The 26,961-nt window shown below is 73.3% G+C and carries 26 protein-coding genes; 19 read left to right on the top strand and 7 right to left on the bottom strand.

Annotated elements, in window-relative coordinates; translation table 11 throughout:
* The 3 genes from ACZ5WK_RS07665 to ACZ5WK_RS07655 all read left to right on the top strand — a co-directional run.
* A partial coding sequence (locus ACZ5WK_RS07665) for an urease subunit alpha (RefSeq protein WP_465545924.1) occupies nt 1–981 on the top strand: 981 nt, incomplete at its 5' end.
* 39 nt (nt 982–1,020) lie between these two features.
* Entirely contained in the window at nt 1,021–2,064 is a 1,044-nt protein-coding gene (locus tag ACZ5WK_RS07660) for an agmatine deiminase family protein (protein WP_465545922.1), read from the top strand.
* A gap of 285 nt (nt 2,065–2,349) precedes the next feature.
* A complete protein-coding gene (locus ACZ5WK_RS07655) occupies nt 2,350–2,955 on the top strand; it encodes a TetR family transcriptional regulator C-terminal domain-containing protein (RefSeq protein ID WP_465545920.1) in 606 nt (201 codons plus the stop codon).
* Nucleotides 2,956–3,004: 49 nt separating this feature from the next.
* On the opposite strand, the gene ACZ5WK_RS07650 is transcribed toward ACZ5WK_RS07655, so the two are convergent.
* The gene (locus ACZ5WK_RS07650; protein ID WP_465545919.1) at nt 3,005–4,690 is read right to left on the bottom strand and encodes a protein phosphatase 2C domain-containing protein; all 1,686 of its coding nucleotides are present in this window, start codon (nt 4,688–4,690) and stop codon (nt 3,005–3,007) included.
* Nucleotides 4,691–5,033: 343 nt separating this feature from the next.
* Here ACZ5WK_RS07650 and ACZ5WK_RS07645 point away from each other — a divergent pair, with 343 nt between their 5' ends.
* The 3 genes from ACZ5WK_RS07645 to ACZ5WK_RS07635 all read left to right on the top strand — a co-directional run bounded on the left by ACZ5WK_RS07645 (nt 5,034) and on the right by ACZ5WK_RS07635 (nt 6,997).
* On the top strand, nt 5,034–5,507 hold the full coding sequence (locus ACZ5WK_RS07645) for a hypothetical protein (protein ID WP_465545917.1): 474 nt from the start codon (nt 5,034–5,036) through the stop codon (nt 5,505–5,507).
* 135 nt (nt 5,508–5,642) lie between these two features.
* On the top strand, nt 5,643–6,308 hold the full coding sequence (locus ACZ5WK_RS07640; RefSeq protein ID WP_465545915.1) for a DUF3105 domain-containing protein: 666 nt from the start codon (nt 5,643–5,645) through the stop codon (nt 6,306–6,308).
* Nucleotides 6,305–6,997, top strand: a complete 693-nt coding sequence (locus ACZ5WK_RS07635; protein WP_465545913.1) for a DUF305 domain-containing protein — start codon at nt 6,305–6,307, stop codon at nt 6,995–6,997. Before ACZ5WK_RS07640 ends, ACZ5WK_RS07635 begins: the two co-directional genes overlap by 4 nt.
* 224 nt (nt 6,998–7,221) lie before the next feature.
* Here ACZ5WK_RS07635 and ACZ5WK_RS07630 read toward each other — a convergent pair whose 3' ends face one another.
* On the bottom strand, nt 7,222–8,709 hold the full coding sequence (locus tag ACZ5WK_RS07630) for an MFS transporter (protein ID WP_465545911.1): 1,488 nt from the start codon (nt 8,707–8,709) through the stop codon (nt 7,222–7,224).
* 99 nt (nt 8,710–8,808) lie between these two features.
* Here ACZ5WK_RS07630 and ACZ5WK_RS07625 point away from each other — a divergent pair, with 99 nt between their 5' ends.
* Nucleotides 8,809–9,339 (top strand): MarR family winged helix-turn-helix transcriptional regulator, encoded by a 531-nt coding sequence (locus ACZ5WK_RS07625; protein WP_465545909.1) that lies wholly within the window; start codon nt 8,809–8,811, stop codon nt 9,337–9,339.
* Between the two features lie 39 nt (nt 9,340–9,378).
* Nucleotides 9,379–9,723: a hypothetical protein gene (locus ACZ5WK_RS07620; RefSeq protein ID WP_465545907.1), complete on the top strand. Its 345-nt coding sequence runs from the start codon at nt 9,379–9,381 to the stop codon at nt 9,721–9,723.
* Between the two features lie 134 nt (nt 9,724–9,857).
* Here the strand turns inward: ACZ5WK_RS07620 and ACZ5WK_RS07615 are convergent, their stop codons facing one another.
* The 4 genes from ACZ5WK_RS07615 to ACZ5WK_RS07600 form a co-directional block, all read right to left on the bottom strand.
* Nucleotides 9,858–10,367: a methylated-DNA--[protein]-cysteine S-methyltransferase gene (locus ACZ5WK_RS07615; RefSeq protein ID WP_396319240.1), complete on the bottom strand. Its 510-nt coding sequence runs from the start codon at nt 10,365–10,367 to the stop codon at nt 9,858–9,860.
* Nucleotides 10,364–11,893 (bottom strand): DNA-3-methyladenine glycosylase 2 family protein, encoded by a 1,530-nt coding sequence (locus tag ACZ5WK_RS07610; RefSeq protein WP_465545905.1) that lies wholly within the window; start codon nt 11,891–11,893, stop codon nt 10,364–10,366. The genes ACZ5WK_RS07615 and ACZ5WK_RS07610 overlap by 4 nt, the downstream gene beginning before the upstream one ends.
* A 134-nt stretch (nt 11,894–12,027) precedes the next feature.
* Nucleotides 12,028–13,158: a ribosome small subunit-dependent GTPase A gene (rsgA, locus tag ACZ5WK_RS07605; protein WP_465545903.1), complete on the bottom strand. Its 1,131-nt coding sequence runs from the start codon at nt 13,156–13,158 to the stop codon at nt 12,028–12,030.
* 410 nt (nt 13,159–13,568) lie between these two features.
* A complete protein-coding gene (locus ACZ5WK_RS07600) occupies nt 13,569–14,573 on the bottom strand; it encodes a cytochrome c oxidase assembly protein (protein WP_465545901.1) in 1,005 nt (334 codons plus the stop codon).
* A gap of 322 nt (nt 14,574–14,895) precedes the next feature.
* On the opposite strand from ACZ5WK_RS07600, the gene ACZ5WK_RS07595 reads away from it, so the two are divergent.
* Nucleotides 14,896–16,278 (top strand): FtsW/RodA/SpoVE family cell cycle protein, encoded by a 1,383-nt coding sequence (locus ACZ5WK_RS07595; protein WP_465545899.1) that lies wholly within the window; start codon nt 14,896–14,898, stop codon nt 16,276–16,278.
* A gap of 54 nt (nt 16,279–16,332) precedes the next feature.
* Here ACZ5WK_RS07595 and ACZ5WK_RS07590 read toward each other — a convergent pair whose 3' ends face one another.
* Entirely contained in the window at nt 16,333–17,628 is a 1,296-nt protein-coding gene (locus ACZ5WK_RS07590; protein ID WP_465545897.1) for a YihY/virulence factor BrkB family protein, read from the bottom strand.
* Nucleotides 17,629–17,803: 175 nt separating this feature from the next.
* Here ACZ5WK_RS07590 and ACZ5WK_RS07585 point away from each other — a divergent pair, with 175 nt between their 5' ends.
* The 10 genes from ACZ5WK_RS07585 to ACZ5WK_RS07540 all read left to right on the top strand — a co-directional run bounded on the left by ACZ5WK_RS07585 (nt 17,804) and on the right by ACZ5WK_RS07540 (nt 26,953).
* Nucleotides 17,804–17,887, top strand: a complete 84-nt coding sequence (locus tag ACZ5WK_RS07585; protein ID WP_353963037.1) for a putative leader peptide — start codon at nt 17,804–17,806, stop codon at nt 17,885–17,887.
* 199 nt (nt 17,888–18,086) lie between these two features.
* Complete coding sequence (locus ACZ5WK_RS07580; RefSeq protein ID WP_465545895.1) at nt 18,087–19,811, top strand: nitrite/sulfite reductase; 1,725 nt, start codon at nt 18,087–18,089, stop codon at nt 19,809–19,811.
* Nucleotides 19,808–19,987: a hypothetical protein gene (locus tag ACZ5WK_RS07575; protein ID WP_465545893.1), complete on the top strand. Its 180-nt coding sequence runs from the start codon at nt 19,808–19,810 to the stop codon at nt 19,985–19,987. The genes ACZ5WK_RS07580 and ACZ5WK_RS07575 overlap by 4 nt, the downstream gene beginning before the upstream one ends.
* Nucleotides 19,984–20,685 (top strand): phosphoadenylyl-sulfate reductase, encoded by a 702-nt coding sequence (locus tag ACZ5WK_RS07570; RefSeq protein WP_465545891.1) that lies wholly within the window; start codon nt 19,984–19,986, stop codon nt 20,683–20,685. Before ACZ5WK_RS07575 ends, ACZ5WK_RS07570 begins: the two co-directional genes overlap by 4 nt.
* Before the next feature lie 76 nt (nt 20,686–20,761).
* On the top strand, nt 20,762–21,322 hold the full coding sequence (gene cysC, locus ACZ5WK_RS07565) for an adenylyl-sulfate kinase (protein WP_465545963.1): 561 nt from the start codon (nt 20,762–20,764) through the stop codon (nt 21,320–21,322).
* Entirely contained in the window at nt 21,319–22,275 is a 957-nt protein-coding gene (gene cysD, locus ACZ5WK_RS07560) for a sulfate adenylyltransferase subunit CysD (RefSeq protein WP_465545889.1), read from the top strand. The genes cysC and cysD overlap by 4 nt, the downstream gene beginning before the upstream one ends.
* Nucleotides 22,276–23,610, top strand: a complete 1,335-nt coding sequence (locus ACZ5WK_RS07555; RefSeq protein ID WP_465545887.1) for a sulfate adenylyltransferase subunit 1 — start codon at nt 22,276–22,278, stop codon at nt 23,608–23,610.
* A gap of 271 nt (nt 23,611–23,881) precedes the next feature.
* A complete protein-coding gene (locus ACZ5WK_RS07550) occupies nt 23,882–25,039 on the top strand; it encodes an aliphatic sulfonate ABC transporter substrate-binding protein (protein ID WP_465545885.1) in 1,158 nt (385 codons plus the stop codon).
* A gap of 221 nt (nt 25,040–25,260) precedes the next feature.
* Nucleotides 25,261–26,064: an ABC transporter ATP-binding protein gene (locus ACZ5WK_RS07545; RefSeq protein ID WP_396319251.1), complete on the top strand. Its 804-nt coding sequence runs from the start codon at nt 25,261–25,263 to the stop codon at nt 26,062–26,064.
* A complete protein-coding gene (locus ACZ5WK_RS07540; protein ID WP_465545882.1) occupies nt 26,051–26,953 on the top strand; it encodes an ABC transporter permease in 903 nt (300 codons plus the stop codon). Before ACZ5WK_RS07545 ends, ACZ5WK_RS07540 begins: the two co-directional genes overlap by 14 nt.
* The last annotated feature ends 8 nt before the right edge of the window (nt 26,954–26,961 follow it).

The following is a 26,961-nucleotide window of genomic DNA, read 5'->3' as shown; positions in this document are numbered from 1 at the left end:
GACGGGCTGAACGAGTGCCTCTCCGTCGAGGACACCCTCAAGGTCCTGGAAGGCCGCACCATCCACGCCTTCCACATCGAGGGCTGCGGCGGCGGGCACGTCCCCAACGTGCTGAAGATGGCCGGCGTCCCCAACGTCATCGGCTCCTCCACCAACCCCACCCTGCCCTTCGGCCGGGACGCGCTGGGCGAGCACTTCGGCATGATCGTCTCCGCCCACGACCTCAAGGTCGACCTGCCCGGCGACGCCGCCATGGCCCGCGACCGCATCCGCGCCGGCACCATGGGCGCCGAGGACGTCCTGCACGACCTCGGCGTCATCGGCATCACCTCCTCCGACGCCCAGGGCATGGGCCGCGCCGGCGAGACCGTGCGCCGCACCTTCGCCATGGCCGGCAAGATGAAGGCCGAACTCGGCCCCCTCGACGGCGGCTACGGGACGACCGAGAGCGGCGACGACAACGAGCGCGTCCTTCGCTACATCGCCAAACTCACCATCAACCCCGCCATCGCCCACGGCCTGGCCCACGAGGTCGGCTCCATCGAGATCGGCAAACTCGCCGACATCGTGCTCTGGCGCCCCGACCACTTCGGCGCCAAACCCCAGCTCGTCCTCAAGTCCGGCTTCCCCGCCTACGGCGTCGTCGGCGACCCCAACGCCTCCACCGACCGCTGCGAACCCCTCGTCCTCGGCCCCCAGTTCGGCGCCCACGGCGCCACCGCCGCCGACATCTCCGTCGCCTTCGTCGCCCAGGCCGCCGCCGACGGCGCCTACCTCGACCGGGCCGCCGACGGCATGCCCACCCGCCGCCGGCGTGTCGGCGTCCGCGGCACCCGCGGCATCGGCCCGCGCGACATGGTGCGCAACGCCCGGATCGGCAACGTCCAGGTCACCGAGACCGGCCTCGTCTCGCTCGACGGCGACCCGCTGCGCTCCGAGCCCGCCGACAGCGTCTCGCTCAGCCGCCTGTACTTCCTCTGAGACCTCCCCCACCCTCACCTCCCTTCCTAGGACGCGAAGATGACCACCCCCACCCCCGCCTCGCTCGGCTACCGGATGCCCGCCGAATGGCACCCGCACGACCGCACCTGGATGGCCTTCCCCACCACCAACCCGACCTTCGACAGCCCGGAGCACCTGCACGCCGGCCGCGAGGCCTGGGCCGCGGTGGCCAACACGATCGTCCGGTACGAGCCGGTGACCCTGATGGTCAACACCGGTGAGACCGAGGAGGCGCGCAAGTACGTCTCCGAGCGGGTGGAGATCGTCGAGCGCCCGCTGGACGACGCCTGGATGCGCGACATCGGCCCGTCCTTCCTGATCGACGGCAACGGCTCGCTCGCCGCCGCCGACTGGATCTTCAACGGCTGGGGCGCGCAGTCCTGGGCCCGCTGGGACAACGACCAGCACATCGCCGAGCACATCGGCGAACTGACGGGCGTCCAGCGGTTCGCCTCGCGGCTGATCAACGAGGGCGGCGGCATCCACGTCGACGGCGAGGGCACGGTCCTGGTCACCGAGACCGTCCAGCTCGGCGAGGGCCGCAACTCCGACTGGACCAAGGAGGAGGTCGAGGCCGAGCTGCACGCCTTCCTCGGCACCACCAAGGCGATCTGGCTGCCGCGCGGACTCACGCGCGACTACGACGAGTTCGGCACCCGCGGCCACATCGACATCGTCGCCTCCTTCGTCCGCCCCGGTGTCGTGGTCGCCCATGTCCAGCCGGACCCGGCCCACCCCGACCACGAGGTGTGCAAGGAACTGGTCGCCATCCTGCGCGCGTCCACCGACGCCCAGGGCCGGGCGCTCGAGGTCATCGAGCTGTCCGCCCCCACCGTCCTGCTGGACGAGGAGGGCGAGCCGGTCGACTACTCCTACATCAACCACTACGTGGCCAACGGCGCCGTGATCCTCTGCGCCTTCAACGACCCGCGCGACGAGGAGGCCAAGGCCGTCCTGGAGCGGGCCTACCCCGGCCGCACGGTCGAACTGGTCGACGCCACGGAGATCTTCGCCAACGGCGGCGGCATCCACTGTATTACCCAGCAGCAGCCGAAGGCCTGATGTTCCCGCAGGTCAGGGCCCTGGCCTGTAAGGAGACAAAAGGCCTGGCGGTAGGCCCGGCAGGAGCCTACGCGGGTCGGCGTGCCCGCTGTCAGAGACTGCTGGCAGCGTCGCCGTCATCGGACCGGGGTTGTGATCTCCCGCACCCGGGACGTGGCGGCTGCGGAGGCCGGAGCCGCACCCGGGCTGATCGGAGTGGGAAGCCGGACCGGCCGACTTCCCACTCCGCGCCGTTCCCGGCCTGGTCAGTATCGTGAAGCCCCCGGACACAGAGGAGAGCAGCAGATGGCGGACGCCCGCCCGCGCCGCCCGGCGCGCGCCCGCGAGGAGGTCTTCGCCACCGCGCGGGCCTCGATCGCCGAACACGGGCTCGCCAAGCTCACCATGGCCGGCCTCGGCAAGCAGCTCCAGATGAGCGCCGGGCACCTGCTCTACTACTTCGGCAGCAAGGACCAGCTGCTGCTGGAGACGCTGCGCTGGAGCGAGGAGCAGCTCGGCGCCCGCCGCCACGACGCCCTGACCGACGGCACCCGGGACGTCTGGGACCGGCTCTCCGCCTACGCCCGGCTCTACCTCCCCGAAGGCCCCGGCGACCCGCGCTGGATCCTCTGGGTCGAGGTGTGGGGCCGCTCCCCCGCCAGCGAGGAGCTCCGGCAGGGGCAGCTGGAGATCGAGGCACCGTGGGACGCGGACCTCGTCGCCCTCCTCGAAGAGGGCGCCACCACCGGCCACTTCACGCCCGGCACCGCCCCCGACCGCGCCGCCCAGATCCGCGCCCTCCTCGACGGCCTCGCCGTCCCGCTCGCCCTCGGACTCCCCGGTGCACTGCGCCCCCGCGCGCTGCAGCTCGCCGAGTCGGCCTGCGCCACCCTGCTGGGCGCCGGGAGCTGACCCGGCCGGCCGGGCCGCGGCTGCCTCCGGCCGGGCCGCTCCCCGTGCCTCACTCCGTCCAGACGGCGGCGGCCGTGCGGTCGTCGGCGTAGCCCTTGGCACGGACCTGGACCTGGCGGAGGAAGTCGACGGTGCCCGGGGGGTGGGGGTGCGCCCAGTGGGAGGAGAGGAAGTGGGCGACGGCCGGCTCGTCGGCGATCGGGCGGGCCAGGCCGGGGGTGCAGAGCAGCAGGATGTCGCCCGGGGTGGCCGGGACCATCCGGAAGCGGAACGGGCGCCGGTCCGGCGCCGGCGCGTCCGGCACCGGTGGCTGGCCGTCCGGGTGGTGCAGCAGCCGCGCGGCGTACGCGTCGATCCAGTGGCCGGAACGCAGCAGGTAGAGCCCGCCCGGGCCGACCCCGAAGGCCGCCCGGTAGGAGGCCTCCGGGTCGAGCGGGAGCAGCATGCAGTGCAGCGCGGCCGGGGACGCCGTGCCGTCGTCGCCCTCCGGGTCGTGGGTGAGCGCACGCAACGGGGCGGCCGCGCTGGTGGCGAGGCGCTGGAGGCCGTACCGGAGGCGGTCGCGGGCGCCGTCGCGCAGGTCGGCGGCGAGCCCGGTCCGGCTGCGGCCGATCGCGGTGGCGAGCTGGCGGACGGCCTCGGCGGTGGCGGTGGCGACGGCCTCGGCGGCCACCTCGCCGTCCGCGCCGGTGCGGTCGAAGCCGCCGAGCGCGGCGAGCAGCAGCCCGTCGGGGGCCTCGCCGAACCTGGTCACCAGCAGCGTGTCCCCGCGGGGCTCGCCGCGGTAGCGGGCGGAGTCGCCGCGGACGGAGACGGCCCGCAGGGTGGCGGCGCCGTACTGGGCGCCCTCCAGGACGGTGTCCGGCACGACGGCGCCGAGCGCGCCGGGGTCCGCCTCGGGCACGACGGTCGGCTCGGGCCCGTACGTGGGCGGGCGCTCGCCGACGTGCGGCACGGTGGGCCCGGCACCGGCGAGCACCGACCGGGGGGCAGGGCGTGGCGCGGGAGCGGGGGCCGGGGCGGGGGCGGAGGCGTGGGCGGGGGCCGGCCGCGGCTCGGGTTCCGGTACGGCTTCAGGTTCGGGCTCGGGTTCGGGCGCGACGGGCCCCGGCTCCCGTGCGACGACCGGCGCGGGTTCCGGAACGGGGTCCGGCGCGGGTTCCGGAACGGGGTCCGGCGTGGGCTCCCGTACGGCTTCGGGCTCGGGTTCGGGCTCGGGCTCGGGTTCGGGTTCGGGTTCGGGCGCGGGTTCGGCTGTCTCCTCCGGAACGGGAGCCGGCCCGGGGTCGACCTCGGCCTCCGGTTCCGTCCCCTTTCCCACCTCCGCAGCCGCTGCCACCTCCGCCTCGGCTGCCGCCCAGGGCGGGGCCGGGAACCGGTGTGTCTCGTCCGGGTCGCGCTGCTGCCCGATCACCCCGACCGCGGTGTCGAACCAGTCGTCGATGCTGTCCCGCTCCAGCACCGCCTCCTGCGCGACGTCCTCGTCGGCACGCGCCCGCTCGGCAGGTGCTTCCGTACCCGCGTCCGCGGCCTCGGCCACCGTCTCGGCGACTGCCTCGTCCGTCCGCTGCCGCCCGATCAGCCCGGCCGCCGTCTCGAACCAGTCGTCGACGCTGCCCTCCCCCGGTTGCGCGTCGGGGGTGTCGGGGAGGGTGCCCGCCGGCCCTTCGTAGACCGTGTCCCACCAGCCGTCGTCCGACCGGTGCTGCTGTGCGGGTGCACCCTTTTTGCTCATCTGGCGGCTCCTGGTCGGTCCGTGTGCGCGCCGCCCCCGGCGGGGCCGGACTCGACGTCATTGTCTCCAAGAGCAACGACGCTGTCCGGGTTTCGGCGACATACCGTGCACTGATCGGATGATCCCGATCGCCGGGTTCGCCCGGTGTTCCGCTTCCGTTCCGTCCGTGCTTGCCGGAACTGCCCCGAGCAGGGCGTTTACAGGGTGTTCGACCCTTTCGGGCACCGAAAATGAGGGCCGAGGAGGGGCATCGCTTCACTCGTTCGGCTGATTAAATGTGCGCATGACCGCGTCGGCCCCCAGATCGTCCCGACCGGGGAGGGCCGCATTCGCGGGTCGCCCGGTGGGTGTGCTGTGGGTCCTGCTGCTGGTCGGACTGCTGACGGCGCTGCCGTGCGCGGGCCAGGCCCAGGCGGCCTCGGCCGACCGGTCCGACCCGTCGGCGGCCGCGACGTCCACCACCCTCGCCGGCCTGTCCGCAGGCCTGTCCGCAGGCCTGTCCGCAGGCCTGTCCGCCGAGGCGCCGGCGGTGCCGGGGGCAGCGGACGCGGTACACCCGTCCCGCCATGTGGACGGACCCCGGCACTGGACGTGGTGCTCGGCCGACGGCGAGCCGCCGCACCGCGACAAAGGCTGCTCCGGCCACCCGTACTGCGGCCAGGACGCCCAGCTCCCCAACGCGCCGCCGCAGCCCCAGCCCGCCGTGGCGCCCCGCCCGGACCCGCCCGAGGCCCTGCCGAGGGTGGTGCCGCGGGGGCTGCTGGACGGTTCGCACCCGGCACCCGACCTGCACGCGCTCCAAGTCCACCGGTCCTGAGCGGAACCCACCGCCGGCCGCCCCCCCTGCCCGTCCGAGCGGACCGGCAGGACGGACGGCACCGACGGATCCGCCCCTCCGCCCCCCACTTCAGACCGCCGCGCCCGCAGCGTGCGGCGGGGACAAGGACACCACATGGGTTCCGCCTCCAAGCAGTCCAACAAGCCCGGCGGCAAGCAGGGCACGGCGGACCGCCGCGCCCGGATCGTCGAGCTCCGCGCCGCCGAGCAGCGCCGCGACCGCCGCAACAAGATCCTCGCCTCGGTGCTCGTAGGCGTGCTGGTGATCGCCGCGATAGCCACCGGCACCTGGATCGTGGTCGACGCCAACAACGACAAGAAGGCCAAGGAGGCCGCCGCCAACGCGCCGATCGACGGCGTGAAGACCTTCGGCGACCTGAGCCGCAACCACGTCAAGGAGAAGGTCACCTACCCGATGACCCCGCCGGTCGGCGGCGACCACAACGCGATCTGGCTGGACTGCATGGGCCACGTCTACGACCAGCCGGTCGAGAACGAGCGCGCCGTCCACTCGCTGGAGCACGGCGCGGTCTGGGTGACGTACAACGGCAAGGCCACGCCGGACGACATCAAGACGCTCTCCGACAAGGTGAAGGCCACCCCGTACTCGCTGATGAGCCCGTACCCGGACGAGCAGGGCACCATCACGCTGAACGCGTGGAGCACCCAGCTGATCGTGGACAACGCCAACGACCCCCGGGTGAACGAGTTCTTCACCAAGTACGTGCAGGGCCAGCAGACCCAGGAGCCGGGCGCGTCCTGCACCATGGGGGCGATGTGACCACGGACGCGGCGACACCCGTGGACGCGGACGAGGCCCCCGGCGCCTCCCGCCGGCGGCTCTGGTGGCCGGCCGCGCTGGCCGCCGCGGTCGCCCTCGCCCTCGGGGTGCCCGCGCTGGTGGCGAGCGGGACGTCCGCCTCCGGCTCGTCCTCGCTGACGGCCCCGGCGGGCGACTCCCCCGAGGCCGGGTTCGCCCGCGACATGGCGACCCACCACCAGCAGGCCGTCGACCTGTCGTTCATCGTCCGCGACCGGACGGGCGACGAGCCGGTCCGCACCCTCGCCTTCGACATCATCAACACCCAGGCCAACCAGCGCGGGATGATGATGGGCTGGCTCGACCAGTGGAGGCTCCCGCAGCACTCGCCGGCCAAGCCGATGGCGTGGATGAAGATGAACCACACCTACGACGCGCACGACGGCTCGCTGATGCCCGGCATGGCCACCAACGCCCAGCTCGCCAAGCTGCGCTCGCTCAGCGGGCGTGAGGCCGAGGTGTACTACCTGCAGCTGATGCTGGAGCACCACAAGGGCGGGGTGGAGATGGCCCAGGGCTATGTCGACCTGGCCAAGAACGAGACCGAGAAGCGGCTCGCCCAGTCGATGGTGGTCGGGCAGACGTCCGAGATCCAGCTGATCACCGACATGCTCACGGAGCGCGGCGCCGCCCCCGGCGTTCCCGCCTGACGCTCCGCGCCCCGGAAGGGCCGGGGGGGGGGGGGGGGGGGGGGGGGGGGACGGGACCCCCCCCCCCCCCCCCCCCCCCCCCCCCCCCCCCCCCAGCCCCTTCCCCTCCCCCCCCCCCCCCCCCCCCCCCCCCCCCCCCCCGGCCCTTTCGCGGTTCGCCCCTGCGCGGTCCGGCCCTGCACGGTCCGGCTCTGCACGGTCCGGTTGGCCCCCGCCGGACCCCGTCAGACGCCTGCCGGGGTCCGGGCGGGGGCCGGCCCGCGGACGCGGGTCGGCCGGACCAGCGCCACCGCCAGGGCGGCGACGGCGGCGAGACCGAGCAGCACCGCCCGGCCGCCGGACGCCGCGCCCGCCAGATGGACGCCGAGGACGGGCAGAGCCGTCCCGAGGGCCGTACCGAGGCTGCGGGCCATGTTCACCATCCCGCCGCCGACCGCCGAACACTCCGCCGGGACCGCCCGCATCACCAGCGCGTTGTTGGCGGGCAGCAGCAGGCCGAGCCCGCAGCCGGCGACCACCAGCGGGGCGGCGAGCAGCAGCGGGCCGGCCGAGGGTTCGCCGCCCGCCGGCACCACCGCGAACAGCAGCAGCCCGGCGCCCGCGACGGCCGCGCCGGCCCGGCAGCGGGCGACGTCCGACCAGCCCCGGGGCAGCAGCCCGCCGCCGACCGTCGCCGCGAGTGCGAACGCGGCCGGGAGCAGCGTGATCACCAGGCCTGCCCGGGCCGGCGGGACGCCCGCCCCGGTGAGCAGCACCGGGCCCAGCACCAGCGGGCAGAACAGCAGCAGGTAGCCGATCAGCGCGACCACCAGCCCGGGCCGCACCCCGGGGGTGTTGACGAGCCCCGGTGCCAGGAGCGGCCGGCTCGCCCGACGCTCCTGCCGGACGAGACCGAGCGTGAGCACCGCCGAGGCGAGCAGCAGCACGCCGACCGCCCAGCCGGGCAGCGGCAGGCCGGAGGCGGTGGAGAGGGCGAGCAGCAGTGCGGTGGTGGCGCCGGTGAGCAGCAGCAGGCCGGGCAGGTCGAAACGGCCCTCGTCCTCCGTCCTCGCCCGCTCGCCCTCCTTCTTCGCAGGTGTGCCCTCGGTGCGGGTCCGGGGCAGCAGGAACCAGCCGGCCAGGATGCCCAGCGCTCCGATCGGCACGTTGATCCAGAACACCCAGCGCCAGGAGGCGTGCTCCACCAGCAGCCCGCCGAGGCTCGGACCGAGTGCCAGGCCGAGCCCCTGCGCGGCCGCCTGGATGCCCAGCGCCCGCCGCATCGCGTGCTCGGGGACGCCGCGGGCCACCAGGGCTACGCTGTTGGCCTGCATCATCGCGCCGCCGACCGCCTGCACCGCCCGGCAGGCCACCAGCACTCCGAGGCTGCCGGCCAGGCCGGCGCCGAGCGAGGCCAGCCCGAAGACGGCGAAGCCGCCGAGGTACATGGTCTTGCGGCCGACCAGGTCGGAGAGCCAGCCGATCGGCGCGAGCAGGGCCACCAGCACCAGCAGGTAGGCCAGCGCGACCCACTCGACGGCGGCGAAGCCGGCCCGGAAGTGGCTGCCGAGCGCGGGGAAGACGAGGGCTGTGACGCTGGCGGTCAGCTGGCCGAGGAACGCCCCGAGGCAGACGGTGCCGACGGCCAGCCAGTGGGCGTGCCGCCACCGGGCGATGCCGCGCGGCCGGGGGTGCTCGGTGAGCAGTCGGGCGGCGAGGTCGGTGGCGTTCATGCGGGGAATATATCTGATGCAGACATGTTCTCCCAACGAGCTGATCGGCATGCGAACGGAACGTCGGAACGGTCACCACCAGGCGATACGCTGTCCGCCATGTCGCCGTCACCGCCCGTTCCCGACCCCGCCGCCGAACCCCAGCGGCACGAGGCCGCCGAACGTCCGGACCTCGCACCCCCGGCGATCGAACGCGCCCGGCGGCTCACCGACGTGGTCACCCGGCTGCGCCGCGCCCTGCGCAGCAGCATCCGCACCGACTACCCGTGGGAGTCCCTGCCGATGGCGCAGGTCGAACTCCTCCAGACGCTCGCCGCCGCCCCGCTCCGGGTCGGTGAACTCGCCGCCCGCCAGCGGCTCGCCCCCAACACCGTCAGCGGTCTGGTCGGCAAGCTCCTGGAAGCCGGCTTCGTCGACCGCCAGGCCGACCCCGGCGACCGCCGCACCGCCCGCATCGCCCTCACCCCGGCCGGCCGGGGCCAGCTCGACGACTGGCAGCAGGCCCACGAGCGCCGCATCGCGACCGCCCTCGACGCCCTCTCCCCCGCCGACCGCGAGGCCGTCACGCAGGCGCTCCCCGCCCTCGACAACCTCGCCCGCGCCCTCGCCCGGCCGGCCGCCCCCGAATAATCCGTGCCGCCGGGCGGCCGCCGAGGCTACCGTCCCGGGATGGACCCCGCGCACCTCCGCCTCGAACCCTGGACCGACGCCGACCTCGCCCTGCTCCGCCGGGTCAACGTCCCCGAGATGAAGCAGCACGTCGGCGGCCCGCAGACGGATGAACAACTCCTCGTCCGCCACCGCCGCTACCTGGACTTCGTGCCCTCGGGCATCGGCTGCATGTACCGCATCGTCCTGCTCCCCGAGGGCGACGCTGCCGGCAACCCCGCCTCCAACGCCGTCTGCCGCAAGGCCGGCTTCACACTCCTGGGTGAGACGGACTTCGAGTTCCCGCCCGGCCGCCCCATGCGCAGCAACAACTGGCGCGTCACCCTGCGGGCGGAGGCCGAATAGCGGCCGCCGTCGACGGACTACGCGCGCGATCCGGCCGCTGACCGATCACGCGGCCTTCCGGCTCCTGCCGGACGACCTCGGCGTCTGATCCGCTTCACTGATCCACGTCTGACTCACGTCTGATTCACATCGCCTCAGAACAACGTCCCGCTCTCCAGGTCCAGCAGCCACCGCTTCCGGTCGGTGCCGGCGGCGAAACCGGTGAGGGCCCCGTTGGCGCCGAGGACGCGGTGGCAGGGGCGGACGATGAGCAGGGGGTTGGCGCCGACGGCGCCGCCGACGGCGCGGACGGCCTTGGGGGAGGCGCCCGCGAGGTCGGTCAGCTGACCGTAGGTGACCGTCTCGCCGTAGGGGATCTCGTCGAGGGCGGCCCAGACCTGCCGGCGGAACTCGGTGCCGACGGGGGCGAGCGGGAGGTCGAAGGTGGTGCGTTCACCGGCGAAGTACGCGGTGAGCTGGGCGACCGGCTCGGCGAGGGCGTCCGGATCGTGGACCCAGGCGTCCGCGGGTTCGGCGAGCGCGTACTTCTGGCCGGGGGCGGTGACGGTGGCCAGGGCGGCCGGTCCGCCGTCCTCCGGCAGGACGCCACTGAGCAGCAGCCGGCCGAACGGGCTCTCCATGTGGGTGAAGACGGTGGTGGTCATGCGTCCTGCATCTCCGTTCCGGTGCTTTCGGTGCTGTGGTCGCTCGCGGCGCCCGCCCAGAGCCGGTGGACGGCGTACGAGCGCCAGGGTGCCCAGGCCCCGGCCGCGTGGGCGGCGGACTTCGGGTCGCCGGGGGCGCCGAGCCGGGTGAGGCCGTGGCGGATGCCGACGTCGGTGGGCAGGAAGACGTCCGGGTCCGCCAGGGCCCGCATCCGCAGGTAGCCGACGGTCCAGGGGCCGATGCCGGGCAGGGCGAGCAGTTGGGCGGCAGCGTCCTCGCGGTCGACGCCGCCGTCGAGCCGCACGACGCCTTCGGCCAGGGCGGCGCAGAGGCCGGTGAGCGCCCGGCGGCGGGCGGCCGGCATGGCGAAGTCCTCGGGATCGGCCACGGCGAGGGCGGCCGCGCTCGGGAAGATCAGCCGCAGGCCGCCGCTGGGCTCGGGCAGCGCGGTGCCGTACTTCTCGGCGAGCCGGGCGGCCAGCGTGCGGGCGGCGCCGACGGTGATCTGCTGGCCGAGCACGGCGCGGACGGCCAGCTCGTGCGGGTCGACGTGGCCGGGTGAGCGCAGGCCGGGGCGGGAGCGGACCAGCGCGCCGAGGACCGGGTCGGCGCCGAGCTGCTCGTCGACGGCGTCCGGGTCGGCGTCGAGGTCGAAGAGGATCCGCACCCGCTGGACGGCGGTGGGCAGGTCCCGCAGGTCGGTGAGGAAGAGCCGGCAGTCCAGCCACCCGCGCGTGCGCGGCTCCTCGGGCGCGAGGCCGTCGACCTCGGCGATGCCGTGCCCGTACGGGAGGGCGAGGGTGCGGCGGTAGGTGCGGACGCCGGGTCGCGCGCCGGGGACGACCTCCTCCACCCCGGGAACGGCGCGCAGGGCGAGGAAGTCGATCAGGTGGTCGCTGTCGAGCGCGCCGCGGTAGGCGAGGCGCAGGGTGAGGCCGCCCGCGGGGGTGGCGGTCCGGCGGCCGGCGGTGACCTCGGCGCGCAGCCCGCTGGGGGTGCGGTCGTAGACCTCGCGGACGGTGTCGTTGAACTGCCGGACGGAGGCGAAGCCGGACGCGAAGGCGATCTCGGTGACCGGCAGTTCGGTGGTCTGGAGCAGCAGCCGGGCGGTCTGGGCACGGCGGGCGCGGGCCAGGGCGATCGGCCCGGCACCGAGTTCGGCGGTGAGCTGGCGCTGGAGCTGGCGGGCACTGTAGCCGAGGCGGTCGGCGAGGCCGGCGACCCCCTCGCGGTCGACCACGCCGTCGCCGATCAGCCGCATGGCGCGGCCGACCAGGTCGGCGCGGTGGTTCCACTCCGGCGAGCCGGGCACCGAGTCGGGGCGGCAGCGGCGGCAGGCGCGGAACCCGGCGCCCTGGGCGGCGGCCGCGCTGGGGTAGAAGGTGCAGTTGGCGCGTTTGGGGGTCACGGCGGGGCAGCTCGGTCGGCAGTAGATGCCGGTCGAGGTGACGGCCGTGAAGAAGACGCCGTCGAAGCGGGCGTCGCGGCTGTCCACGGCTCGGTACCGGATGTCGTCGTCGATCACGCAGTCCAGTCTGCGGCACCGGAGGCCGGTCGACTGGCGGATATCGGACACGGGCGTCGGGCGGCCGTGCCGGGGCCGGAGAACACGGGGCACACCCGGCGGCCGGGCCGGAGGGGGCCCGGCCGCCGTGACGGTCACTTCTTCACGGGGCCACCCGACGCGCGCAGCGACTTGGTCATGGTCTTCCACTTCTTCAGCCGGGCCGAGGCCAGCCGGGCGTCCGAGCGGGAGGCGATCCACTCGCTCTCGCGCTGGAGCTTGAGGTAGCTGTCCATCCGGCGCTGCAAAAGCGTGCCGTCCGCCAGCGCGGCCCGGACGGCGCAACCGGGCTCGGTGTGGTGGCCGCAGTCGTGGAAGCGACAGTCCTCGGCCAGCTCCTCGATGTCGGAGAAGGCCATCGCGACGCCCTCGCCGCCGTAGAGGCCGACCTCACGCAGACCGGGGGTGTCGATCAGCACCCCGCCGCCGGGCAGCGGGATCAGCTCCCGGGTGGTCGTGGTGTGGCGGCCCTTCTGGTCGACCGCGCGGGCCTGCTGGACGGCCATCACGTCGGCGCCGGCCAACACGTTGGTCAGGGTGGACTTGCCGACGCCGGACTGACCGATCACGGCGGTGGTGCCGGGCGTGCAGGCGCGCAGCACGTCCACCCCCTCGCCGGTCTCGGCGCTGACCACCAGCACGGTGACGCCGGGGGCGATGGACTCGACGTCGGCGCGGATGAAGTCGGCGTCGTCCACCAGGTCGGCCTTGGTGAGGGCGACGACCGGCTCGGCACCGGACTCCCAGGCCAGGGCGAGGAAGCGCTCGATCCGGCCGAGGTCGGGCTCGGCGGCGAGCGAGGCGGCGATCACGACGGTGTCGACGTTGGCGGCCAGCACCTGGCCGTCGGACCGCTTGCCGGCCACCTTGCGGATGATCGCGGTGGAGCGCGGCAGCAGCGCCGCGACGGCCGGCATCGGCTGGGCCGCGAGGTCCACGGCCGCCCAGTCGCCGGTGCACGGGCAGTTGATCATGTCGGCGTCGCCGACCGGCCGGGTGTCGGCCCGGACGGTACGCAGCGCGCCCGTCTCCGGGTCCGCCAGGACGACGTCGCACTGGCCCCGGTCGACGCGGACGATCCGGGCAGGCGTCAGCCCGGCCTCGGCGAGCGGGGCGAAGCGCTCCGCGGACTCGGACGTCCAGCCGTAGCCGGCCAGCGCGGAGTCCGAGGTCTCGGAGGAGGTGAGGAGAGAAGGAGAAGAGGAAACGGAGGCAGCGTTGAACAACGCAGTGGGCCCTTCGGGAGGAAAGTGATCCCGCCGGGCTACGGCTGCGCGCGCGAGTGCGGCGGTGTCAGCCGGCGGCCGGGAGGGAGAGGTGGTGTGTGCGAGAGCTGCTCAGGGCAGCCGTGACGACAGCGACAGCCACGAGGCTCACCTCCTGCTTCTTCTCGGGCCGGCAAGAACGCGGCCCCCCGATCGGACTGATCACACCGTAACGAGCGCCGCCGCCCCTGCCAACCGGTTTTTGACCTGCGGTGGAGCGGGCGGGGCGGTGAAGCGGCCGGGGCGGTGAAGCGCGCGGGGCGGTGAAGCGCGCGGGGCGGTGAAGCGCGCGGGGCGGTGAAGCGCGCGGGGCGGTGAAGCGCGCGGGGCGGTGAAGCTGGCGGCCCGCCCACGGCCTTCCGCCACGGGCTTCAGGACGACGACCCGCCGTACCGGTTCCGCAGGCCGGGGTCGTCCAGCCACCAGGGCCGCATGCCCTGTTCGTCCTCGGCCGGCGCGCCCGTCGCCCGCGCCTCGGCGGCCGCCGCCTCGAAGCGGGCGTCCAGTTCGGCGTCCACGGCGGCGCTCTCCTCCCGCCCCTGCACGATCATGCGGCGGACCAGCGCGGCCAGGAACGGCAGCCCGACCAGGTCCCCGAGCACCCAGAGCGCGTTGCCGCCCCAGGTCTGGTCCTGCGCCGGGCTCGGGCCCCAGGGCCGGCCGAGCGCCTCGTAGTAGTGCCCGGCGACGCGATGGCCCCCGTAAATCAGCAGGATGCCGAGCGCCGCGTCGAAGATCACCTCCGCGAAGGTGATGAACAGGCCGACCAGGTGCGGGTACTCGTGCCCGACCGGGTCGATCTGCAGCCGCGGCCAGAAGTACGCCAGCCCGAGCGCGACCAGTGCCAGGTGCAGCACGGCGTTCCCCACCGGGCTGGTCAGCGACTCCTCGTACCAGGGGGTGCAGTACAGCAGCCACGGCGGGGCCAGCAGCAGGGCGGTCGACACGGCCGGGAACATCAGCACCTTGGAGGGGCGGCTGCGCAGCACCCGCAGGATCCGCTCGCGGCGGTCCGGCGGTGAGGAGCGGGCCAGCAGCGAGACCGGCGCGCCGAGCGCGAGCAGCAGCGGGACCAGCATCAGCAGCAGCACGACCTGCACCGCCCGGTCGGTGAACAGCACCCGCTCGTACACGCCGAGGCCGGAGCAGGTGGCCCAGACCCAGAGCAGCAGCCCGCCGAGGAAGGCGGCGGTCCTGGTCGGCTGCCAGCGCTCCGGCCCGGCCCGGCCGGCCGTCCGCGCGGCGTACAGGTACCAGCCGCCGAGCAGCACGGCGAGCGTGAGCACCAGCGGCTCGGCCGTCCACGAGGTGGCCAGGTCGGCCCACTGCCAGGGCGGCGGTCCGTGGTAGCCGGTCGCCTGCGCCGAGCCGTCCATCCGTCCGCTCACCCCGTCCGTGCCGTGCCGTCGCCGCCTCGCCGTCGTCCGGGCGGAGTGGACGGCGCCCGGCCATGATGGCCGGGCCGGAGTGGATCACCGGCCTCGGGGGGCGTTTCCATACCTCGGGCTGGCCAAGGCTTTGCCTGGGCCCCTCAAGGTTTTGCCGAGGTCAAGTCCTGTCCTCGTCCGCGTCGGACCTCGACCGCGCCCCATCGCCGACGCACCCGCACCCGCACCGCAACCGCCGTACCGCCGGGGCTCGTCTGGACCGGTATGCCGTCGGCACCGCGCCCACGGGGTCGAGCGGGGAGACGCAGGGGTGCCGAGCACTGCACGCGGCGAGGGCCGCCGCCGGGCCACGCGCCTTCGCAACGTCGAGCTCCTCCTGCTCGTCCTCGCGGTCCTGGTCTGCCTGGCCGGGCACGCCGACGCCGCCCTGGGGCTGACCGGCCGCGTGCCGCCCGGCCTGGCGGCGCACGGCACCGGCCTGGGCCTGCTGGCACTGGCCGCGCATCTGGCGGTACGCCGCTTCGCCCCGTACGCGGACCCGCTGATCCTGCCGCTCGCGGTGCTGCTGACCGGATTCGGCCTGGTCCTGCTCGACCGCCTGGACTTCTCCTACCGGCTCGCCCACGCCGCCAAGGGCGACTGGCAGAAGGTCCCGACCGCGCCGTCCCAGCTGACCTGGGTGGTGATCGCCGTGGTGGCGGCCGTGGTGCTGATCGTGGCGGTGCGCCACCACCGCGCCTTCCAGCGGTACGTCTACCTGCTGATGACGGGCGCGCTGATCCTGCTGGCCGCGCCCGCCTTCTTCCCCGGCGACACCTTCGGGGCGAAGCGCTGGATCCGGCTCGGCGGGCTCTCCTTCCAGCCGGACGAGTTCGTCAAGGTCGCCATCACGATCTTCTTCGCCGGCTACCTGATGACCTACCGGGACGTGCTGGCGCTGGCCGGCCGCCGGGTCTGGGGGCTGACCCTGCCGCGCGGCCGGCACGCCGGGCCGGTGCTGACGATCTGGGTGGTCAGCCTGCTGGTGCTGGTCTTCGAACGCGACCTCGGCACCTCGCTGATCTTCTTCGGTGTCTTCGTGGTGATGCTCTACACGGCCACCGAGCGGACGAGCTGGACGGTGATCGGCCTGCTGATGGCGGTCGGCGGCGCGGCCGCGGTCGGCACCCTGGAGCCGCACGTGCACGGCCGGGTGGAGGCCTGGCTGCACCCGCTGGACTACTACCTCCCCAAGCACGACCCGGCGCTGATCTCGGCCCAGCCGGCCGAGGCGCTGTTCAGCCTGGGCACCGGCGGCCTGACCGGGACGGGGCTCGGCCTCGGCCACTCCTGGGAGATCGGCTTCGCCGGGCGCAGCGACTTCATCTTCACCACCATCGGCGAGGAGCTGGGCCTGACCGGGGTGACGGCGGTGCTGCTGCTCTACGGCCTGCTGGTGCAGCGCGGGCTGCGGACGGCGATCGGCCTGACCGACCCCTTCGGGAAGCTGCTGGCCACCGGGCTGTCGGCCGCCCTTGCGCTCCAGGTGTTCGTGGTGGTGGGCGGGGTCAGCGGGCTGATCCCGCTGACCGGCAAGGCGCTGCCCTTCCTGGCGGCCGGCGGCTCGTCATTGCTGGCGAACTGGCTGATGACCGCCCTGCTGCTGAAACTCAGCGACTCGGCCGGGCGGACGGCGCTGGAGCCCGCCCGGTAGCACCGGCGGGAGGGGTCAGCGCTGGAGCCCGCCCGGTAGCACCGGCGGGAGGGGTCAGCGCCGGTCCCACGGCGGCCGGGGCGGGTGGCCGGGCAGCGGGTGTTCGGGCGGCGGCGCGGTCGGCCGGTCGCTGTCCGGGGGCGGCGGCGTCGGCCGGTGGTGCGGACCGCCGCCGCGGGTGGTGAGCCGGGCCCGGACGTTGTCGGCCGCGAGCACGTCGGCCCAGCGCTCCGGGTACTCGGAGGGCACGTCGACGTCCTCGCCCTCCTCCTCCCAGTACTCCTCCTCGGCCCCCTCGCCGAGGCCCAGCTCGCGTGCCCGCCGGGCGCGTTCGACGGCGCGCCGGGCGGCGACCTCGCGGACCACGGCCGCGGCCGCCTCCTCGTGGGCGCGCTCGTTCTCGGCGCGGGCGTCGGCGGTCTCCAGGGTGGGCCAGCGGCGGTCTATGGCGGCGTTCATCGCGGCGCCGATCAGCACCGCGAGCGCGACCACGAAGATCCAGAGCAGGACGGCCACCGGCGCGGCCAGCGAGCCGTACGCCGACCGGCCCTCGACCGAGCTGACCAGGTACAGCCGGAGGCCCACGCTGCAGAAGACCAGGACGACCAGGGCCACCAGGGCACCGGGGATGTCCTCGCGCCACGGGGTGGAGACCGGCACGGCCAGGTGGTAGAGCGTGGTGAGCGAGACGATCAGCAGCAGGATCGCGAACGGCCAGTAGAGCGCGTTGACCACGGTCGCGAGGTCCTGCACGGCGTTCTGCACCAGGCCCGGCCCGGCCAGCAGCAGCGGCAGCACCAGAGAGCCGATCACCAGTGCACCGAGGTAGAGGCCGAGTGACATCAGCCGGGTCTTGACGATGCCGCGCTTGCCGTCGAGCCCGTACATCACGGTGATGGTGTCGATGAAGATGTAGAGCGCCCGGGAGCCGGACCAGAGCGAGAGCAGGAAGCCGATCGAGACCAGGTCGGGCCGGGTGTGGTTGAAGACCTCGTTCAGCAGCGGGACGACGACCTCCTTGATGGACGAGTCCGACAGGACCGTCCCGGAGGCCGTGAGGATGTCCTGCTTGAGCTTGTCGATCGTGCCCGCGCCGAGGAAGTCGTCCAGGTAACCGAGGGTGCCGGCCAGGCAGAGCAGCAGCGGCGGGATGGACAGCAGGGTGAAGAACGCCGCCTCGGCGGCGAGGCCGGTGACCCGGTACTCGACACAGGTGTTGGTGGTGTCCTTGACCAGGGCCCAGGCCGTACTGCGCCAGGTGACCTGCTTGGCCGCGCGCCGGGAGCCCCTGCCCCGACGACGGGAGGGCCGCTCGGGGTTCGGTCTCGTCGTTTCGCCTGCTGGTTGCACAGGGCTAACGGTATCGGGCCCGAACGGGTCCGTTGATCTCCGTGTCGGACGGCGGTCACCGGGCGCCGGACCGGCGAGCGGCGGGAACGCCCAAGCATCTCGAAATGCGAAACCTTTGCGTCCAGAATACGGACGTTAGTGGACCGCACGTCGTGCGCCGTGCGAATCTCTTGCCATGCCTAGCGCCGGAACCACCCTAGTAGGTCGACTCCACGTCGATCTCCTTCGCGTGTCCAGCGCCATGTGTCCGGTGATCTGAGCCCCACCCCGCCGCCACCCACCGCACCCGGCGCCACCACCCTCGCCATCCCCGCTGAAGCGGATGCGCAGGCGCCCGCCCGGCCCCGGCCACTGCTCTCCCGGCCCTGACAAACCAGCAGGTCACAGCAGCACCGTACCGCCGTGCACGTCCAGCGACCCACCCGGCGTCAGAGCCACCTGCCCCGAAGGACTTCACCATGGCCACCACTCCCGAGACCGCCGAGCCCACGGCCGACAGCGCCGCCGCGCGCCGTCCCGCCGCGCCGCGCAAGGTGACCCGCCACCGCGGTGAGGGCCAGTGGGGCATGGGGCACTTCACTCCTCTGAACGCCAACGAGCAGTTCAAGAAGGATGACGACGGTCTCAATGTGCGGACACGTATTGAGACGATCTACGCGCACCGCGGCTTCGACTCGATCGACCCCGCCGACCTGCGCGGCCGGATGCGCTGGTGGGGTCTGTACACCCAGCGCAAGGAGGGCATCGACGGCGGCAAGACCGCGATCCTGGACCCGCACGAGCTGGACGCCGAGTACTTCATGCTCCGGGTCCGCATCGACGGCGGCCGGCTGACCGTCGCCCAGCTCAAGGCGATCGCCGAGGTCTCCGAGCTGTACGGCCGCAACACCGCGGACCTGACCGACCGGCAGAACGTCCAGTACCACTGGATCCGGATCGAGGACGTCCCGGCGATCTGGCAGAAGCTGGAGGCCGTCGGGCTCTCCACCACCGAGGCCTGCGGCGACACCCCCCGCGTCATCCTCGGCTCCCCGGTGGCCGGCATCGCCGAGGACGAGATCATCGACGGCACCCCCGCCATCGAGGAGATCCAGCGCCGGTTCATCGGCAACAAGGACTTCTCCAACCTGCCGCGCAAGTTCAAGTCCGCGGTCTCCGGCTCCCCGCTGCTGGACGTCGCGCACGAGATCAACGACATCGCCTTCGTCGGCGTCGTCCACCCCGAGCACGGCCCCGGCTTCGACCTCTGGGTCGGCGGCGGCCTCTCCACCAACCCCAAGCTCGGCGTCCGCCTGGGCGCGTGGGTCCCGCTGGACGAGGTCGCGGACGTCTACGGCGGCGTGATCGGCATCTTCCGCGACTACGGCTACCGCCGGCTGCGTAACCGCGCCCGGCTGAAGTTCCTGGTCGCCGACTGGGGCGTGGAGAAGTTCCGCCAGGTCCTGGAGGACGAGTACCTCAAGTACCGGCTGGTCGACGGCCCCGCGCCGAAGGAGCCCGGCGGCCGCTGGCGCGACCACGTCGGCGTGCACCGGCAGAAGGACGGAAAGTTCTACGTCGGCTTCGCGCCGCGGGTCGGCCGGGTCGACGGCAGGCTGCTCGGGCAGATCGCCGACCTCGCCGCCGCCCACGGCAGCGACCGGCTGCGCACCACCGCCGAGCAGAAGATGCTCGTCCTCGACATCGCCGAGGACCAGGTGGAGTCCCTGGTGGCCGGCCTGGAGGCGCTGGACCTGCGGGTCACCCCGTCGCCGTTCCGCCGCGGCACCATGGCCTGCACCGGCATCGAGTACTGCAAGCTCGCCATCGTCGAGACCAAGGAGCGCGGCCGCACGCTCATCGACGAGCTGGAGAAGCGGCTGCCCGACTTCGAGGAGCCGCTGACCATCAACATCAACGGCTGCCCGAACGCCTGCGCCCGCATCCAGGTCGCGGACATCGGTCTCAAGGGCCAGCTGGTGACCGGCGAGAACGGCGAGCAGGTCGAGGGCTACCAGGTCCACCTGGGCGGCGCGCTCGGGCTGGAGGCCGGCTTCGGCCGCAAGGTCCGCGGCCTCAAGGTCACCAAGGACGGCCTGCCCGACTACGTCGAGCGCGTCCTGACCCGCTACCAGGCCGACCGCGCCGAGGGCGAGCGCTTCGCCCAGTGGGCGGCCCGGGCCAGTGAGGAGCAGCTGTCGTGAGTGAGCGAGCCGCCCCGTTCTTCTGCCCGTACTGCGGGGACGAGGACCTGCGCCCGTCCGAGGCCGGGCACGGCGCCTGGGAGTGCCACGGCTGCCGCCGGGCCTTCCAGTTGAAGTTCCTCGGCCTGCTCTCGCCGGCCAACGGCGGTCGGACCGGCGGGGGGTCCGCGGAATGACCGGCACGACGAACGACTACGAGGCGATCGCCACCGCCGCCGGCCGCGAGCTGGAGGAGGCGACCCCGCAGGAGATCCTGACGTGGGCCGCCGACACCTTCGGCAAGCGGTTCTGCGTCACCTCCTCCATGGAGGACGCGGTCGTCGCCCACCTCGCCTCCTCGGTCTTCCCCGGCGTGGACGTGGTGTTCCTGGACACCGGCTACCACTTCGCGGAGACCATCGGCACCCGGGACGCGGTGGCCGCGGTGATGCCGGTCAACGTCATCACCCTCAAGCCGCTGCAGACCGTGGCCGAGCAGGACGCCCAGTACGGGCCCCACCTGCACGACCGCGACCCGGACCTCTGCTGCTCGCTGCGGAAGGTCGAGCCGCTGAACCGCGGCCTCGGCGGCTACGACGCCTGGGCCACCGGGCTGCGCCGCGACGAGTCGCCGACCCGGGCCGACACCCCCGTCGTCGCCTGGGACGCCAAGCGCCGCAAGGTCAAGATCGCCCCGATCGCCCGCTGGACGCAGGAGGACGTGGACGCCTACGTCAACGCCAACGGCGTCCTGCTCAACCCGCTGCTGTGGGAGGGGTACACGTCGGTCGGCTGCTCGCCGCTCTCCTGCACCCGCAAGCCCGCCGAGGGCGAGGACGCCCGGGCCGGCCGCTGGTCCGGCTCCGGCAAGACCGAGTGCGGCATCCACCTCTGACCCACCGTCGACACCCGTCTGGAGACACCCCGTGACCACCACCACCGTGAGCCGCCGCGGCTCCGTCGCAGATGCTGTGGCGGCCCCCGCGGCCGCCCCCTGCGAGCGCGGCGCCACCGTGTGGCTGACCGGGCTGCCGAGCGCCGGCAAGACCACGCTCGCCTTCGCCCTGGCCGAGCGGCTGCGCGCCGAGGGCCACAAGGTCGAGGTCCTGGACGGCGACGAGATCCGCGAGTTCCTCTCCAAGGGGCTCGGCTTCACCCGCGAGGACCGGCACACCAACGTCACCCGGATCGGCTTCGTCGCCGAGAAGCTCGCCGCCAACGGCGTCAAGGTGCTCGCCCCGGTGATCGCCCCCTACGCGGACTCCCGCGCGGCGGTCCGCGACCGGCACGCCGCCCACGGCACCGAGTTCCTGGAGATCCACGTCGCCACCCCGGTCGAGCTCTGCGCCGAGCGCGACGTCAAGGGGCTCTACGCCAAGCAGGCGGCCGGCGAACTCTCCGGCCTGACCGGCGTCGACGACCCGTACGAGGCCCCCGCGGACCCGGAGCTGCGACTGCAGACCCAGGGCCGCGAGGTGGCCGAGAGCGCCGCCGAGCTGCACGCCTTCCTGACCGAGAGGGGTCTCGCATGACCACCGCGACCGACAGCCTGATCCCGGCCCAGGACCCCGACAAGGATTCAGAGGGGCCTTTCGCACTGTCCCACCTGGACGCGCTCGAGGCCGAGTCGGTGCACATCTTCCGTGAGGTCGCGGGGGAGTTCGAGCGTCCGGTGATCCTCTTCTCCGGCGGCAAGGACTCCATCGTCATGCTGCACCTGGCCCTGAAGGCCTTCTGGCCGGCCGCCGTCCCCTTCTCGCTGCTGCACGTCGACACCGGCCACAACTTCCCCGAGGTCATCGAGTACCGCGACCGGGTCGCGGCGAGGCACAACCTGCGCCTGCACGTCGCCCACGTCCAGGACTTCATCGACGACGGCCGGCTGCGCGAGCGCCCCGACGGCACCCGCAACCCGCTGCAGACCGTGCCCCTGCTCGACGCCATCGAGTCCCACAAGTTCGACGCGGTGTTCGGCGGCGGCCGCCGCGACGAGGAGAAGGCCCGCGCCAAGGAGCGCGTCTTCTCCCTGCGCGACGAGTTCGGCGCCTGGGACCCCCGCCGCCAGCGCCCCGAGCTCTGGTCGCTCTACAACGGCCGCCACGCCGCCGGCGAGCACGTACGCGTCTTCCCGCTCTCCAACTGGACCGAGCTGGACGTCTGGCAGTACATCGAGCGCGAGGGCATCGAGCTCCCGGAGATCTACTACGCGCACGAGCGCGACGTCTTCTCCCGCGACGGCATGTGGCTGACCGCCGGCGAGTGGGGCGGCCCCAAGGAGAGCGAGCCGGTCCAGCGGCGCCTGATCCGCTACCGCACGGTCGGCGACATGTCCTGCACCGGAGCGGTCGACTCCGACGCCACCGACATCCAGGCCGTCATCGCCGAGATCGCCGCCAGCCGCCTCACCGAACGCGGCGCCACCCGGGCCGACGACAAGCTCTCCGAGGCCGCGATGGAAGACCGCAAGCGCGAGGGATACTTCTAAATGAGCACCACCACCGAGACCAGCGCCACCTCCCTGCTGCGCTTCGCCACCGCCGGCTCCGTCGACGACGGCAAGTCCACCCTGGTCGGCCGCCTGCTGCACGACTCCAAGTCCGTGCTGGCCGACCAGCTGGAGGCCGTCGAACGCGCCTCCCTCAGCCGCGGCCAGGAGGCACCCGACCTCGCACTGCTCACCGACGGCCTGCGCGCCGAACGCGAGCAGGGCATCACCATCGACGTCGCCTACCGCTACTTCGCCACCCCCCGGCGGCGGTTCATCCTCGCCGACACCCCCGGGCACGTGCAGTACACCCGCAACATGGTGACCGGCGCCTCCACCGCCGAGCTGGCCGTCGTCCTGGTCGACGCCCGCAACGGCGTGGTCGAGCAGACCCGCCGCCACGCCGCCGTCGCGGCGCTGCTGCGCGTTCCGCACGTGGTGCTGGCCGTCAACAAGATGGACCTGGTCGAGTACGCGGAGCCCGTCTTCGCCGCCATCGCCGAGGAGTTCACCTCCTACGCCGCCTCGCTCGGCGTCAGGGACGTGGTGGCCGTCCCGATCTCGGCCCTCGCCGGCGACAACGTGGTCGAACCCTCCGCCCACATGGACTGGTACGGCGGCCCGACCCTGCTGGAGCACCTGGAGACGGTGCCGGTCGGCACCGACCCGAGCGCCGAGCCGGCCCGCTTCCCCGTCCAGTACGTGATCCGCCCGCAGACCGACGAGCACCCCGACTACCGCGGCTACGCGGGCCAGTTGGCCTCCGGCGTGCTGCGCGTCGGCGACCCGGTGACGGTGCTGCCCTCCGGCCACACCACCACCGTCGCCGGCATCGACGCACTCGGCCGGGAAACGGACATCGCCTGGGCCCCCCAGTCGGTCACCGTCCGCCTCGCCGACGACATCGACATCTCCCGCGGCGACCTGATCGCGGCCGGCCCCGCCCCGCTGCCCACCAAGGACATCGAGGCCACCGTCAGCCACCTCAGCGAGCGCCCGCTGCGCACCGGTGACAAGGTCCTGCTCAAGCACACCACCCGCACCGTGCGCGCACTGGTCAAGGAGATCAGCTACCGGATCGACATCACCGCGCCGGTCAGCGACAGGGGCCTCGAACAGCGCTCCGCCCCCGAGGGGTTGAACGTCAACGACATCGGCCACGTGGTGCTGCGCACCGCCGAGCCGCTGGCACTCGACGGCTACTCCGACAACCGCCGCACCGGCTCGTTCCTGCTGATCGACCCGGCCGACGGCACCACCCTCACCGCCGGCATGGCGGGCGAGGCCTTCGAGACCGTACGCACCACCGACCCCGACGAGGAGGACTGGGTCTGATGCCCAGCGAGGCGTTCTCGGGCATGGACAAGGAAGGCGGCCGCATCGGCAGCGGCGTCCTCGGCAGCGGCCAGGGCGGCCTGACGCGATGTGTGGGCCGACGGGGCTGACACACAGCCCCGTCACCGGGCCGGCCGCTGTCCCTCCCCACAGCAGGCACAGCGACGCCGCCCGGCTTGCCCGGCATCCCCCGATGCCGCAAGCACCGCCTTGACCGATCTCCCTCCCGAGACCGCCTTCTGACGGTCCGTCCGTGAACAGGACTCCGCCCATGGCACCGAACCAGGCACTCCTCCATAGCCCCGCAAGCCCCGCCGCCGGCCGGATCAGACGCTCCGCCGCGGCCGCCGTGGCCGGCCTCACCGCCGTGGCGCTGCTCTCGGCCTGCGGCTACGGCTCGAAGAGCGACGACAAGAAGGCCGCGACGGCGGCCGCGGCCGGTGATTCCGCCTCCGGCGCGAAGCTCTCCGCCGACACGGTCAGGATCGGCTACTTCGCCAACCTGACCCACGGCACCCCGCTGGTCGGCCTCCAGGAGGGCCTGTTCCAGAAGGAACTGGGCGCCACCCAGGTCAAGACCCAGGTCTTCAACGCGGGCCCGGCCGAGATCGAGGCGCTGAACGCCGGCTCCATCGACATCGGCTGGATCGGCCCCTCCCCGGCGATCAACGGCTTCACCAAGTCCGAGGGCAAGTCGCTGAAGATCATCAGCGGTTCGGCCTCCGGCGGCGTCAAGCTGGTGGTCAACCCGGACAAGATCGCCACCCTGGACGACCTCAAGGGCAAGAAGATCGCCACCCCGCAGCTGGGCAACACCCAGGACGTGGCGCTCCTCAACTACCTGGCCGGCAAGGGTTACAAGGTCGACCCCTCGTCCGGCGCCGGCGACGTGAGCGTGGTGCGCACCGACAACAAGGTCACCCCGGACGCCTACAAGCAGGGCTCGATCGACGGTGCCTGGGTGCCCGAGCCCACCGCGTCCAAGCTGGTCACCCTCGGCGCGAAGGTCCTGCTCAACGAGAAGGACGTCTGGCCGGACAAGAAGTTCGTGATCACCAACATCATCGTCTCGCAGAAGTTCCTCAGTGAGCACCCGGACGTGGTGGAGGCCGTGCTGCGCGGCTCGGTGAACACCAACGCCTTCATCAAGGCCAACCCGGACAAGGCCAAGGCCGACGCCAACGAGGCCATCAAGAAGGAGGCCGGCAACGCGCTGGAGCCGGCCGTCCTCGACCCGGCCTGGCAGGACATCGACTTCCTGGACGACCCGCTGGCCTCCACCCTGCAGGCCGAGGCCGACCACGCCGTCACCGCGGGTCTGCTCAAGAAGCCGAACCTGAACGGCATCTACGACCTCACGCTGCTCAACAAGGTGCTCGCGGCGAAGGGCCAGAGCCCCGTGGCGGACGCCGGCCTCGGCGCCAAGTAGCAGCGGTCGTCCCGCACGGCCCGCACCCGAGCTCCGCGGTCCGGACCCCCGCCCGCCCGGTCGATGCCCGATCGATGCCCCAAGCACACGGGACGGGCGGGGCCCGGACCCCGGCCCCGAACCCCGCCACCCTCCCTCCTGGCCCGCCGACCGGCCGGAGGAGCCCACGACCGCCCCCAGCCTCCGGCTGGGAGGTGCCCCCAGATGCAGGAGGTGTCCGGATGACCCCGGCACTGACCACCTCGGACGACGCCGCCGGCGTCGGCACCCGCGGCGGCTCGCCCGCCGTCCGGATCTCGCACGTGCACAAGTCCTTCGGCCGTCCCGGCGCGCAGACGCACGTCCTGGACGACATCACCCTCGACGTCGCGCCCGGCGAGTTCGTCACGCTGCTCGGCGCCTCGGGCTGCGGCAAGTCCACCCTGCTCAACCTGGTCGCCGACCTCGACAAGCCCACCCGCGGCACGATCGAGGTGACCGGGGGCCGCCCCGCGCTGATGTTCCAGGAGCACGCGCTGTTCCCCTGGCTCACGGCCGGCAAGAACATCGAACTCGCCCTCAAGCTCGCCGGCGTCCCCCGCCCCGAGCGCCGGGCCGAGGCCGAGCGGCTGCTCGAACTGGTCCGCCTCCAGGGCTCCTACGGCAAGCGCGTGCACGAGCTCTCCGGCGGCATGCGCCAGCGCGTCGCGATGGCCCGCGCGCTCGCCCAGGGCGGTTCGGTGCTGCTCATGGACGAGCCGTTCGCCGCGCTCGACGCCATCACCCGGGACGTCCTGCACGACGAGATCACCCGGATCTGGGCCGAACGCAAGCTCTCCGTCCTGTTCGTCACGCACAACGTGCGGGAGGCCGTCCGGCTCGCCCAGCGCGTGGTGCTGCTCTCCTCCCGCCCCGGCCGGGTCGCCCGTGAGTGGCGGATCGACCTGCCGCAGCCGCGCCGGATCGAGTCCTCCGGCGTCGCCGACCTGTCCATCGAGATCACCGAAGAACTGCGTGGGGAGATCCGTCGCCATGGCCAGCACTGACACCACCCCCGTCCTCGACAAGAGCCCCGCGTCCGACACCGCCGACGTCGGCGCCGGCCTGGACGCGCTGGACACCGTCTCCGCGCAGCGCAGCTCCACCGCCGAGGTGTTCCGGCAGAAGGCGCTGCCGCCGCTGCTCGGCGTGGTCCTGGTGCTCGCCCTCTGGCAGGGCGCCTACAGCCTGCACCTCACCAGCGCCTACAAGCTGCCCAGCCCGACCGACGTCTGGAACGCCGCCGGGGACCTCTGGACCGCCGGCACGCTGTTCTCGATCATCTGGACCAGCGTCTGGCGCGGCCTGTCCGGCTTCCTGATAGCGCTCGTCATCGGCACCCCGATCGGCCTGCTGGTCGCCAGGGTCAAGCCGGTGCGGGCCGCGCTCGGCCCCGTCCTCTCCGGACTCCAGTCGCTGCCCTCGGTCGCCTGGGTGCCGGCCGCGGTCATCTGGCTCGGCATCAACGACTCGATGATGTACGCGGTCATCCTGCTCGGCGCCGTCCCGTCCATCGCCAACGGCCTGGTGGCCGGCATCGACCAGGTGCCGCCGCTGTTCCTGCGCGCCGGGCGGACCATCGGCGCCACCGGCCTCGCGGGCGCCCGGCACATCCTGCTGCCGGCCGCGCTGCCCGGCTACCTGGCCGGCCTCAAGCAGGGCTGGGCGTTCTCCTGGCGCTCGCTGATGGCCGCCGAACTGGTCGCCTCCTCCCCCGACCTGGGCCTCGGCCTCGGCCGGTACCTGGAGAACCAGCGCGAGTTCTCCGACATGGCGGGCGTGCTGCTCGGCATCATCCTCATCCTGTTCGTCGGCATCGCCATCGAACTGCTCGTCTTCACCCCGGTAGAGCGCCGGGTCCTGCGCAACCGCGGCCTGCTGGCCGCCGTCAAGTAAGGCTCCCA

The organism is Kitasatospora sp. NPDC032757, from assembly GCF_055579305.1.
The sequence above is the reverse complement of the archived record's forward strand: the minus strand, read 5'-3'. Positions and strand labels throughout refer to the sequence as shown.